The sequence below is a fragment of the Mesorhizobium sp. YR577 genome, from assembly GCF_900116595.1.
Lineage (GTDB): Bacteria > Pseudomonadota > Alphaproteobacteria > Rhizobiales > Rhizobiaceae > Mesorhizobium_M.
Window position 1 is genome coordinate 25,250 of record NZ_FPBI01000039.1, and the last position, 11,594, is coordinate 36,843.

At 60.3% G+C, this 11,594-nt stretch carries 11 protein-coding genes and 2 pseudogenes; 11 read left to right on the forward strand and 2 right to left on the reverse strand.

The window, feature by feature from the left end; genetic code table 11:
- Positions 1 to 270: 270 nt before the first annotated feature.
- On the reverse strand, positions 271 to 948 hold the full coding sequence (locus BM413_RS30490; RefSeq protein WP_091918609.1) for a TetR/AcrR family transcriptional regulator: 678 nt from the start codon (positions 946 to 948) through the stop codon (positions 271 to 273).
- Between the two features lie 166 nt (positions 949 to 1,114).
- Between BM413_RS30490 and BM413_RS30495 the strand changes: the two genes are divergently transcribed.
- The 11 genes and pseudogenes from BM413_RS30495 (at position 1,115) to BM413_RS30545 (ending at position 11,177) form a co-directional block, all read left to right on the forward strand.
- On the forward strand, positions 1,115 to 2,032 hold the full coding sequence (locus BM413_RS30495; RefSeq protein ID WP_244538119.1) for a shikimate dehydrogenase: 918 nt from the start codon (positions 1,115 to 1,117) through the stop codon (positions 2,030 to 2,032).
- Entirely contained in the window at positions 2,029 to 2,916 is an 888-nt protein-coding gene (locus tag BM413_RS30500; RefSeq protein WP_091918598.1) for an SMP-30/gluconolactonase/LRE family protein, read from the forward strand. The genes BM413_RS30495 and BM413_RS30500 overlap by 4 nt, the downstream gene beginning before the upstream one ends.
- Before the next feature lie 26 nt (positions 2,917 to 2,942).
- Entirely contained in the window at positions 2,943 to 3,926 is a 984-nt protein-coding gene (locus BM413_RS30505) for a sialic acid TRAP transporter substrate-binding protein SiaP (RefSeq protein ID WP_091918599.1), read from the forward strand.
- Positions 3,927 to 3,966: 40 nt separating this feature from the next.
- Complete coding sequence (locus BM413_RS30510) at positions 3,967 to 4,953, forward strand: sialic acid TRAP transporter substrate-binding protein SiaP (protein ID WP_091918600.1); 987 nt, start codon at positions 3,967 to 3,969, stop codon at positions 4,951 to 4,953.
- 169 nt (positions 4,954 to 5,122) lie between these two features.
- Entirely contained in the window at positions 5,123 to 5,575 is a 453-nt protein-coding gene (locus tag BM413_RS30515) for a TRAP transporter small permease (RefSeq protein WP_091918611.1), read from the forward strand.
- On the forward strand, positions 5,572 to 6,873 hold the full coding sequence (locus BM413_RS30520) for a TRAP transporter large permease (RefSeq protein ID WP_091918601.1): 1,302 nt from the start codon (positions 5,572 to 5,574) through the stop codon (positions 6,871 to 6,873). Before BM413_RS30515 ends, BM413_RS30520 begins: the two co-directional genes overlap by 4 nt.
- Before the next feature lie 63 nt (positions 6,874 to 6,936).
- Positions 6,937 to 7,371 (forward strand): type II 3-dehydroquinate dehydratase, encoded by a 435-nt coding sequence (locus BM413_RS30525; protein WP_091918602.1) that lies wholly within the window; start codon positions 6,937 to 6,939, stop codon positions 7,369 to 7,371.
- Between the two features lie 603 nt (positions 7,372 to 7,974).
- Positions 7,975 to 8,256 (forward strand): M20/M25/M40 family metallo-hydrolase, encoded by a 282-nt coding sequence (locus BM413_RS30530; RefSeq protein WP_348272955.1) that lies wholly within the window; start codon positions 7,975 to 7,977, stop codon positions 8,254 to 8,256.
- An 87-nt stretch (positions 8,257 to 8,343) separates the two neighbouring features.
- Positions 8,344 to 10,111, forward strand: a pseudogene (locus tag BM413_RS30535) (SLC13 family permease).
- A 6-nt stretch (positions 10,112 to 10,117) separates the two neighbouring features.
- Positions 10,118 to 10,471 (forward strand): AI-2E family transporter, encoded by a 354-nt coding sequence (locus tag BM413_RS30540; RefSeq protein ID WP_091918604.1) that lies wholly within the window; start codon positions 10,118 to 10,120, stop codon positions 10,469 to 10,471.
- 133 nt (positions 10,472 to 10,604) lie between these two features.
- Positions 10,605 to 11,177, forward strand: coding sequence for a methyltransferase (locus tag BM413_RS30545; RefSeq protein ID WP_244538120.1), 573 nt, complete (start codon positions 10,605 to 10,607; stop codon positions 11,175 to 11,177).
- Between the two features lie 339 nt (positions 11,178 to 11,516).
- Here BM413_RS30545 and BM413_RS32875 read toward each other — a convergent pair.
- Positions 11,517 to 11,594 (reverse strand): annotated as a pseudogene (locus tag BM413_RS32875) (IS5/IS1182 family transposase); the annotation flags it as partial.

Consider the following 11,594-nt stretch of genomic DNA (forward strand, 5'->3'; position numbering starts at 1 on the left):
CATGCTTGGCGGGACTTACCAGTCCGGCCTTTTTCTTTGAAAATCTCCTTCGACGGCCTGCCAACCCTGGTTAGCTGAGCCGTCTCACCTGAGAAGTCGTTCTGTCAGGAACGCTTCAATCGTCATTCTGGTGGGGCGTCAACGCGCGCATAGCATCACGGCCCACGATAACCGTTGCACATGCCGGACTTGGCTGGCTCGAAGCCGAGGCCGCGACAGGCCTTCATCACAAGATCCTTAGGGGACGATGCAAAACCAGCCGAGCCGCCATCACTCCACGAGGTTTTCGCTGCGCGTCGCGAAACGGACGACCATCTCGACGGAATTGCGGCGCAGCCTCTCAAGCTGGTCTTGCGAGCCGAAGTCGCGGCCGAAAATCTTCGAGAAGGTGGCCCGGTTCGAAACGTTAAAGAAGCAGAGCGCGCTCACTTGCCAATGCAGCTCGACAGGATCGATGCCTTCGCGAAAGACCCCCTCCTTGACGCCCCGCGCATAGATGCGGGCGATGTGATCGATTGCCGTCACGTTCAAATCGCGAATCGCCTCGGAACGATCGAGATACTGCCCGTGATGGATGTTCTCGATCATCACCATGCGAATGAATTCCTCGTGGTGGTGATGGTGGTCGAAGGTGAATTCCACAAGGCGGCTGAGCGCTGCGATCGGCGGCAGCCCTTCTATGTCCAGCTTGGCTTCCCCTTCGCGCACGAGCCGGTAAGCGTTTTCGAGCGCGCTGAGATAGAGGCCGTCCTTGTCGCCGAAATAATAATAGATCATCCGCTTGCTGGAGCGGGTGCGGGCCGCGATCTCATCGACCCGGGCGCCGGAAAGCCCGTTCAGCGCGAACTCCTCCGAGGCGATCTCCAATATGTTGCGTTTCGTGCCCTCCGGGTCCTGCACGCGGGTCGGAGACCCGTCCGCCTTGCGCCGCCTTTTGCCGCTTTCCATGCTCATGTCGTCATCCATCCCGCCGCCTGCCGGATCGGCAATTGACTAAACTAACCAGATCGTACATTGTGCTCAAAATCAAGCGAAGCCATTTACCGGCGGCGCTCGGTCAAACACAAGAGCGGCAGACAGCCGCTTTGGCTGTTTGGCTCTGGGGAGGGATTGAGTGCACGTTTCTGGCGACAGGATCATCGACATGCTGCGCCCATTGACCGCACATCAGGCCGAGCGCCTCGATGCCGGGCAAGCAGCGATCGTGATTGGCCTGATCGGGCGCGGCATCCAGTCTTCCCGCTCGCCGGTCATGCATGAGCGTGAAGGCGCACGGCTCGGCATGCGCTACAGATATGCGCTTGTCGATTTCGACAAGCTCGGCCTGCCGGATTCAGCACTGGGCGATGTTGTCGAGGGATTGGAACGGCTGGGCTTCGCGGGGTTCAATGTCACACATCCCTTCAAGCAGACCATCATCCCCCATCTCACCGGTCTCGCCGACGAAGCCTCGGCGATCGGCGCCGTCAACACCGTCGTGCTGAAGGACGGCGCGCGGACGGGCCACAACACCGACTGCTGGGGTTTTGCCGAAAGCTTTCGCGACACGATGACGGCATGCCCGCTGGACAGCGTCGTCCAGTTCGGAGCGGGTGGCGCAGGGGCTGCGGTTTCATACGCACTGATGGAGCTCGGCGTTGCCGATCTCGCCATCATCGACAGCGACCGCGAACGGGCAGAGCGCCTTTCGGCACGGATGGCGGCGCGGTTCGGCCAGCGCGTTAACGCTTCGGCGGATGTCGAACACAGCCTTTCGCGCGCCTCTGGCATCGTCAACACCACGCCGGTGGGCATGGCGAAATATCCGGGAATGCCTTTTCCCGCGAACCTGCTTTCGGCCCGTCATTGGGTCGCGGAAATCATCTACTTCCCGCAGGAAACCGAATTGCTGCGCCGTGCCCGCGCGCTTGGCTGCCGCACGCTGGCGGGTACCGGCATGGCGGTCTATCAGGCCGTGCGCGCCTTCGAACTGTTCACCGGCGTGGCACCCGACCGCGCCGCGATGGTCGGGCATTTCGAGGCAGCCGCATGAACGCCTCCGCCCATACGAGCCACATCGAATGCGTGGTGCAAAACCACGACCAGCTCGGCGAGACGCCGCTGTGGTGCGAGCGCACGCAGAAGATCTGGTGGGTCGATATCGAGCAGCCCAGGCTGCAGTCCTTCGATCCTGCCACCGGCACGCATCAAGCCGTCGAGATGCCCGGAACCTATCTCGGGTCGCAGGCGCTGACCGTGTCCGGTTCGCGGATGGTCGCCATCGATCTCGAGCTACAGCTGTTCGATACCGAGACTGCAACGGCGACATCCTTTGCCATTGTGGAACAGGGCGTCGACAATCGCCTCAATGACGGTCGCGTAGATCCGCGCGGGCGGCTCTGGATCGGCACGATGGACAATCAGCTTCATCGACCGAATGGCGGCCTCTACCGGGTCGATCCCGACGGCACTGCGACGAGAATGGCCGGCGATATTATCGTCAGCAACGGCATCGCCTTTTCACCGGATGGCACGACGCTCTATTTCACCGACACGCGCCGTCATGTGAGCTGGGCCTTCGACCTCGATCTGGATGATGGCGCGATTACCAACCGTCGCGTCTTTGCCGACTACTCTGCAACAGGCGACCGGCCCGATGGCGCCTGCATCGACGTCGACGGCTGCCTCTGGACCGCATTCTTCGCCGGCGGCCGCATCGTTCGCTACCGGCCGGACGGCGCGATCGATCGCCAGATCGCGCTTCCGGTCACCAATCCGACCTGCCTCTGCTTCGGCGGCAAGGACCTGAAAACACTTTACGTCACCAGCGCCACGAAATTCCTGTCGTCCGAGCAGCGGGCGGCGGAACCGTTGGCGGGATCATTGTTCGCGATCGAAGGCGTCGGCCAGGGACTGCCGGAGAATCGCTTCGGATAATTCGACTGTTTGGGAGGGGAATACGAATGCCTGCAACTATCACCAGAAGAGCGCTGATCGCCGGCGCGGCCTGTCTCGGTCTTTTGACCGCGTCGGCTGCCGCCGAGCCGATGAAACTGCGCTTTGCCGATTCCACCACCGCCGATGCGCCGCGCTCGGTCGCATTGGTTGACATCTTCGCCAAGCAGCTTGGCGACGGGTTCAAGTTCGAGCCCTATTTCGGCAGCACGCTCTACAAGCAGGGCACGGAAATCGTGGCCGTGCAGCGCGGCAATCTCGAAATGGCACTGATGCCGCCTTCGGACTTTGCCAAGCAGGTTCCAGCCTTCAGCATCCTGTCCGCCGCCTATCTCGTGCGCGATGCACAGCACATGAAGGCGATCTTCGACAGCGATGTCGGTGAGGAACTCAAGAAGATGGCGCGCGAAGAGATGGGCGTGGTGGTGCTGGCGCCAGCCTATTACGGCACGCGGCACGTTAATCTGCGCGGCGACAAGAAAATCAACGTCCCGGCAGATCTCGCCGGTGTGAAGCTGCGCATGCCGGGTGGCGAGTCCTGGCAGTTCCTCGGCGAATCCATCGGCGCCAACCCGACTGCGATGGACTATGCCGAGGTCTATACCGGCCTTCAGACGGGAGCCATCGACGCGCAGGACAATCCGCTTCCCAACGACAAGCTGATGAAGTTCTACGAGGTGACGAACCAGATCGTGCTGACCGGGCACAATGTCGGCTTCGGCTTGCTTCTCATCAACGCCAAGCTGTTCGATTCGCTGACGCGGGAACAGCAGAAGACGATGCAGGAGGCCGCTAACGCCGCCTTCGCATCCAGCGACGCCGAATATGTCAAGCAGGAGAGCGAACTCATCGAGTTCTTCAAAACTGCGGGCCTCGATGTCTACACGCCTGATGTTGAGGCGTTCCGCGCTTACTCGAACAAGAAATATCTGGAATCGCCGCTCTCCAAAGACTGGCCGGAAGGCATGCTGGAGCGGATCAACAAACTGTAGTGCCTGCAAAAATCAACGTGATTGCAACTGGGAGGAAAGCATGAACATGAAAGCTACACGCCGCCAATTCCTGATTGGAACCGGCCTTCTCACCACTGCGGCCGCCTTCCCGGCGTCCGCCCAGGACAAGCCGAAACTGCGCTTTTCGGCGGTGTTTTCCGAGCAGGACATCCGCGCCAACATGATGAAGACATTCGCCGACGAGATCGGCGGCGACTTTACCTTTGAGGGCTACTACGGCGGCACGCTGTTCAAGCAAGGCACCGAACTCGTAGCACTCCAGCGCGGCAACCTTGAAATGGGCAACATCGCGCCGCAGGATGTCGCGAACCAGGTTCCGGCATGGTCCATCCTGACTTCGGCCTATCTGTTCCGCGATGCGGCTCATCTGAAGACCTTCTTTGCCAGCGAGCTCGGCACCGAGATGAAGAAGATGGTGCTGGACCAGCTTGGGCTGCATGTTTTGGGGCCTACCTATTTCGGCGCGCGTCAGGTCGGCCTCGTCCCGAAGAAGAAGATCAACACGCCGGCTGACATGGCCGGCATCAAGCTGCGCATGCCGGGGGGCGATGCCTGGCAGTTTCTGGGACGGTCACTCGGCGCAAATCCGACGCCGATGGCCTATGCGGAAGTCTATACGGGCCTGCAGACGGGCGCGATCGACGGCCAGGACAATCCGCTTCCCAACGTTCAGAACATGAAGTTCTACGAAGTGATGTCGCAGATCGTGCTGACCTCGCATCTCGTTGGCTTCGACCTGCTCGTAGTCTCGGACAAGGTCTGGAAAGAAATGTCGCCCGAACAGCAGGCCAAATTCCAGGCCGCGGCCGACAAGGCCATCGACTGGAGCGCTGCCGAGCATATCAAGCAGGAAGAGACGCTGCTTGCGTCATTCAAGGAAAAAGGCCTCGACATCTACACGCCGGATATCGATGCCTTCCGCAGCAATGCGCAGAAAATGTATCTCGAGTCCGATCTGGCCAAGAGCTGGCCGGAAGGCATGGTCGAGAAGATCAACGCGCTTTAGAGACTGCTCGCTGCCCGCCCCGTAGCGTGCGGGGCGGGCAGTGCTTCGGCACGACGACGGCTGCAGGCGTGGGACGCAGAATTCTGGAAAGGGGGGCCTCGTGGCCAGATTGTTTTCTACCGGCACTTTCGAATGGCTGCGGGCGCGCGCTGAAAATATCGCATCGGCGATGCTCGCCGTCATGTTCGCGGCCTTCATGCTGCAGATCGTATTCCGCTATGTGCTCAACCTCTCTATCGGCTGGACGCATGAGATCAGCGTCGTCTTGTGGATATGGCTGGTACTGTTCGGCAGCGCCTTCGTCGTGCGCGAACGCGAGGAAATCCGCTTCGATCTCATCTACGGTGCGGTCGGCGACAACACGCGCCGGATCATGGCGATCATCACGGCCGCAGCGCTCATCGTGCTCTTCGGCGTCTCGCTTCCCGCCGTCATCGACTATGTCGGCTTCATGAAGGTGGAGCACACGGCCTATCTGAAAATCCGCTTCGACTATCTCTATTCGATCTACGTCGTTTTCGCTGTTGCGATGATCATCCGCTATCTCTGGATCGGCTGGCAGGCCATTCGCGGACACGCTCCTGAAGCGTTCGACCCAACCAAGGCGAGTTCAGGCGTATGAACCTTACCAGTCCTTTTTCCATATCCATCGTCGTCATCACCATTCTCGCCTTCCTCGGCCTGCCGATCGGGCTGGCGATGATTTCCGGCTCGATCCTCTACCTCTACATGGCCGGTCTCGACATGGGCACCGCTGCCGAGCAGTTCCTGAACGGTATGTATTCGAATTACGTCATCCTCGCAGTGCCGCTGTTCATTCTGGCGGCTGAAATCATGAACAGCGGCTCGATGACCGAGCGGCTTCTGCGCTTCTGCAACGTGCTTGTCGGCCGCTTTCGCGGCGGCCTTGCCCAGGTCAATATCGTGCAGAGCATCATCTTTGCCGGCATGTCGGGCTCGGCCATTGCCGACGCCGCCGGCAGCGGGCGCATGATGCAGAACATGATGACGCGCGAAGGCCGCTATACGCCCAGCTATGCGGCAGCACTTACGGCGGTAACGGCGGTGGTCGGCCCGATCATTCCGCCATCCATCCCGCTGGTGATCTATGCGCTCGTGTCGGACGCATCCATCGGATACCTGTTCCTCGCCGGCGTCGTGCCGGGTCTTCTGATGTCGTTCATGCAAATGGGACAGGTTGCCTGGACCGCGCGGCGCAACAATTTCCCGGTCGAGGAAGCGGTACCGATGCGCGACATCCCGCTCATCACATGGCGCGCACTGCCGGCTCTGTTCATGCCGATCCTGTTGCTTGGCTGCATCTACACAGGCATCACCACGCCTACCGAAGCCGCCGCCCTCGCAGCCTTCTACGCGCTTGTCATCTCGGTCGTTTTCTATCGAAGCCTGACGTTTCGCGAAGGCTACAACGCGCTGCTGGTCAGCACCAAGACCAGCGCTTCCATCGGCATGCTGATTGCCGGTTCGCTCGTCTTCAACTATGTCGTGACGGTCGAGAACATTCCCGACAGCCTGCGCGTCATCCTGACAGCCTGGGATCTGTCGCCAATCCAGTTCCTGCTTCTGGTCAACGTCATCCTGCTGTTGCTGGGCTGCGTGCTTGAGGGCACGGCGATCCTGCTCATCATTGTACCGGTTTTCATTCCGACCGCCCAGGCACTCGGCATCGACATGGTGCATTTCGGGGTGATGGTGGTGGTCAACATCATGCTCGGGCTGGTGACGCCGCCTTATGGCCTGCTGCTCTTCATCATGACCAATATTTCGGGCGCACCGATCAAGGATATTATCCGCGACTGCCTGCCATTCCTGTTCTGGATGGTGGTGTGCCTCGGGCTGATCACCTTCATTCCGGACCTCGTGCTGTGGCTGCCGCGCATGGCCGGTTACGCCGGCTGAGGTCCCGAGGGAGGCCGGCAACGGCCTCCCTCGCCAAACCCATCGATACAACCGGAGCAACTCATGACCAAGCCGATCTTCGTGATCAACGGGCCGAACCTCAATCGCCTCGGCAAGCGCGAGCCGGAAATCTACGGCACGACGACGCTGGCCGAGGTCGAGGCAATGTGCCGTCAGGCAGCCGGCGAAAGGCCGCTGCGCTTCCACCAGTCGAACATCGAAGGCGAGATCATCAACTGGATCCACGAGGCGATCGACGAGGGTGCGGGCATCATCATCAACCCGGCCGCCTTCACCTTCACCTCCATTGCGATCCTCGACGCGCTGAAGATGTTTCCCGGCCCGATCATCGAGCTTCATATCTCCAACATCCACAAACGCGAGGCTTATTATCACAACTCCTTCGTGTCGAAAGTCGCGACCGCAGTCATCGCCGGGTTGGGTCCGAAAGGGTATCCAACAGCAGTTCAGGCCATGGAGAATCTGCAGGACTCGTGAAAGTACTCATTAAAACCGCATCGCGCGCGGTTCCACGCCCGTGTGTAAACGAGGACAAGAGCGGGTCGCAGGCCGAGGCGCCAAATGTTCCCTTGCCTGCCGGCACATAATCCGGCTGCCCGGTCAGTCTGATCCCGGGCAACTGACCGTTCGCTGAATCATACCGCCAGAGGGACGAGACGCTGGTGATCCAAGCGCCGCCGATCCGGACGTTTTCTCGTGGGCAGTCATCCATCTTCGCCGCCAAGCATAAGGAAACGCACGAAGCTGCCCAGGTCGTGTTGCTCGGATGTGGGTGGTGGGACGTGAGCCATCGCCCAGTCTGTCGACTGGGCCGTTGAGAAGGCGGGCGATAGCATCCTCCGCCGCCAACGGGGCGGAAGTCAGGGCATTGTGCCGCCGAACGCCCAAAAGTCCGTTCGAAATCTACTGTCTTGCTACATTCCTTTATCAGCCAATCCGCCTCTGAGCCCGACGCGATAAACGCTTTGTCAGACGATGCCGGAACAGAGTCTCGATCATCTCCCAGCATTCCGGCCGCTCAAGGCTATACCGGCGAGAGCAAAAGGACAGGTCCAGGACTATGAAGGGCGCACGGGAGAAGTGGCATTCAATCACCAGACAGCCTATCCGCCGTTCAAACTAGCAGAGACCAGCCCGGTCGTGAAGCGCGCCATCAAGGCTTTGGAGATGATGGGCATCGAGGCCAATTGCCTCTTCTCCAATGGCGGGCTCGATGCAAATTGGCTCGACAAACATGGCATTCCCACCGTCACCATCGGTGCGGGCCAAGCCGAGATCCATACAATCAAGGAATATGTGAACCTTGCCGAATACGAGAAGGGCTGCCGCCTCGGCTTGCTTATGGCGACACTGGAGGAATAGCAGTCATGTCGCGGCTCGGCGGCAGTTGGGTCGGACGACGGTGATGATTTTTGGTGGATCGAGAAGAGCCAGGGAGGAACCAAGCGATTGAGCCCCATTGCCTACACTGCCACAATCATCGCGGCCATCGTCGTCCTGTTTGTCTGGAACAAGCTGCCCGTCGTCGTTGTTGCGATGGCAACTGCTGTGGCGCTGTGGGGAACCGGCGTCTTGACGATTGACCAGGCGCTCGGGGGCTTCGGTGACCCCGCTTCATAGCCTCTCTTTTCATTGTCAGCGCGGGACGCGACCTGACCGGCGTCACCGCTTGGGCTGGTCAGCTTCTGATCCGTGGCGCGGGCGAAGAGAGCCGCACTCGCCTGCTGATGCTGACGATGAGCATGGTCGCGCTCCTTACAGCGTTGATCAGCGTCAATGGTGCCGTCGCCGCGCTCCTGCCAGTTGTGGTCGTCATCGCTGTCCGCTTGAAGCGAAACTCAGCACAGTTGCTCCTCTCGCTCGTTTTTTCCGCGCATGCCGGTTCGAAGCTCGCTCTGACGGGTTCGCCAGTGAACGTCTTGGTCTCGAATGCAAGCAGCGACGCTGGCGTGGGCGGCTTCGGCTTCTTCGAATTCGCGCTTGTTGGCTTACCGCTGCTGGCGGGAACGATGGCGATCATTATATTGTTTGGAAAGCGGCTCTTGCCTGAACGCAATGGCGCGACCATGCCTGCGGATTTCAGCCGCCATGCGAAGACGCTCGTCGAGCAGTATGGCCTTGCCAGCGGCGTCTACCAGATGCGCGTGCGCGCAAGTTCGCCCTTCATCGGCATGCCCGCATCTGCGATCGAGTTGGCAACCTATCCCGAACTGCGCCTCGTCGCTGTTCAGGAGGGTGAAACGGCCAGCCCAATGCGCAGGCCTATCATCGCCGAGGGGGATCATCTGCTGCTGCGGGGCGACGCCGAGTCGGCCGCCGCTTTCGCGTCGAATAAACACCTCGCATTCAGCGAGGCGGCGGCGCCCGGTCACGGAGAAGGCACCCTGTTCAATCGCAGTTCAGGCCTCGCAGAGGTGGTGATCCCGCCGCGCTCCGGCCTTATCAGTCAGAACGTTTTCCCTGGGATGGTCACTGAGAACGGCGACCTGATCGTCCTTGCGGTGCAGCGCGCCGGCGCGGAGGTTGCCGCCACCAACGCGACACGAGATGCTGGAGGCATCGTGTTGCAGGCCGGTGACACGATGCTCTTGCAGGGAACATGGAAAGCTCTCGACCACCGCCTCCAGGATCCGGATGTCCTGGTCGTCAATTCGCCTGAACTTGTGCGGCGTCAGGCAGTGCCGATGGGGCCAGGTGCCGACCAGGCGGTTGTCATTCTAGCCGCGATGGTTGTGCTCCTGGCCACCGGCATCACCCCGCCAGCGATCGCGGGCCTACTCGCTGCCGGAGCGATCGTCTTGTCGGGGATCATGAGCGTCGAACAATCCTATCGAGCCATTGACTGGACGACGGTGATCCTTGTGGGTGCAATGATGCCACTCTCTACCGCCATGATCGAGACGGGCGCCGCGAAACTAATGGCCGAGCATCTTGTCTCGCTCATCGGCGACGCCGGTCCCGTAGCTCTACTCGCGGGCCTGTTTGTACTGACTGCCATAATGGGGCAGCTCATCAGCAATACCGCGACCGCTCTCATCGTCATCCCGATCGGGGTGGCAGCTGCGACAACCATGGGAATCTCTCCCCGCCCAGTGCTCATGAGCACGGCGGTCGCGGCGGCTACGCTTTCGGTGACTACTGGAAGCTCGGTCTGCCGCTACTGCTCTGGTTCTTTGTCGTAGCGGTGTTCATAGTGCCGATGATTTGGAGATTCTGAATTGCCATGAAGGCCAGCTGGGTTCCGGTACTGTTGGGCATCATCTGCGCAATTCTCGTGCTGGCTGTGCTCTATTTCGCAGACGCAGTCGTTGCGCCCGTTGCAGCCGCCTTATTCATCATCGCGATAGTCTGGCCGCTTCAAAAGCGGCTTCAGACGCGCCTGCCGCAACTTCTGGCGCTCGCCATTGTCGTGATGGTGGTGCTGCTGGTCTTCATTGTGTTCGCGTCTGTCGTGGCCTGGGGGTTCGGTCGGATCGGCCGATCACTCATCGCGGAGACGCCGCGTCTCCAGCCAGGCTGTCGCCAGTTCGTAGAGTCCCTGAAGCCGATCGTATTCAGCCGGGCCGACAGACCCTGAATTGCCGCCACGATCCAGCGCATGTTGAAGTGTTCGGCCCACAGGCCAGCAACGGCAATCCCATGTCGTCCTGATCGTGGGGGGCGGACGCACCTCGATTAAGCTGCGCCGGCATGTGATGATCAGAGCGATCATGAGCGTTGCAACCGGCAGTTTGGTCTACGTGTTTGCTCTAGCGCTCGGCCTGCAGATCAGTTCGGTGATCGACATCGGCGGGGGTCCCGGGACCATTCTCGTCGGACTTCGCGAGCGGCGGCCGCAGATTGCGGCGACCCTGATGGAACTCCCGACGGTCGCAGCGGTCGCGCAAGTAATCCTGTCAGAATACGGTGCCAATGACGTAGTTGTCGAAGCGGGTGACATAACTGTTGCGCCATCAATCGGTCGGCACGATCTAGCAATCCTGAAGGCCGTCGTCCAAGTCCTTCCGCCGGACCAGGCACGCAGTTCGATCCTCAACGCGGGGCGTTGCCTGACACCAGGAGGCGAGATAGCAATTGCGGGATGGGATGTCGTTGATGACGATCGCCTCGGCCCGCCTGAGGGTGTCTTTCTGAATCTCACCTTCTTGAACCTCTATCGCCACGGTGAATCGTACACTGAAGGTCAGTATCAAGCCTGGATGACCGAGGCTGGATTCCGGGATATCTCCAGGTCGCGCCTGACGGACGGCTGCACGTTGTTTCGCGCGCGCCTCATGAGCTGATCGTGGCCGAGTGGTTGGTTTCGGACGTAAAGCTCTCTGAGGCGCGCCGACCCAGTCGATCCCAAGGCGGCCGGCTGCAACTGTCAAGCGAATCGAAGAATTGACCCCGCATTGCCTCAAGCAAAATGTTACCGCTAGTGTGGATGCTCCAAACTGGGATGGCCATGGGTCGCTGTCCCGGCGGTCAATTTCTCACTTCGCCCGACAGCAACGCGCTGCTTATCGTTCGTTCACGTCTGCTCTGTCGCTTGTGAGAGCCAAAAATCGTCGGCGACCACGCTGGAGCTGTGGGTTGCGCAGGAATCATCCGAGAAGGCCAATGCTAGGGTTCAGACTCAATCATAGCCAGAACGCGACGAGGGTAGCCAAGGCGACCGCAGATAAGAAGTTTCTGGCAAGCTTGTCGTAACGCGTTGC

Bases quoted from the DNA above. Each gene is read 5' to 3' on its own strand.
- BM413_RS30540 (WP_091918604.1), top strand. From the start codon at position 10,118: ATGAAGGCCAGCTGGGTTCCGGTACTGTTGGGCATCATCTGCGCAATT.
- BM413_RS30500 (WP_091918598.1), top strand. From the start codon at position 2,029: ATGAACGCCTCCGCCCATACGAGCCACATCGAATGCGTGGTGCAAAAC.
- BM413_RS30520 (WP_091918601.1), top strand. From the start codon at position 5,572: ATGAACCTTACCAGTCCTTTTTCCATATCCATCGTCGTCATCACCATT.
- BM413_RS30510 (WP_091918600.1), top strand. From the start codon at position 3,967: ATGAACATGAAAGCTACACGCCGCCAATTCCTGATTGGAACCGGCCTT.
- BM413_RS30490 (WP_091918609.1), bottom strand. From the start codon at position 948: ATGGAAAGCGGCAAAAGGCGGCGCAAGGCGGACGGGTCTCCGACCCGC.
- BM413_RS30525 (WP_091918602.1), top strand. From the start codon at position 6,937: ATGACCAAGCCGATCTTCGTGATCAACGGGCCGAACCTCAATCGCCTC.
- BM413_RS30515 (WP_091918611.1), top strand. From the start codon at position 5,123: ATGCTCGCCGTCATGTTCGCGGCCTTCATGCTGCAGATCGTATTCCGC.
- BM413_RS30545 (WP_244538120.1), top strand. From the start codon at position 10,605: ATGAGCGTTGCAACCGGCAGTTTGGTCTACGTGTTTGCTCTAGCGCTC.
- BM413_RS30505 (WP_091918599.1), top strand. From the start codon at position 2,943: ATGCCTGCAACTATCACCAGAAGAGCGCTGATCGCCGGCGCGGCCTGT.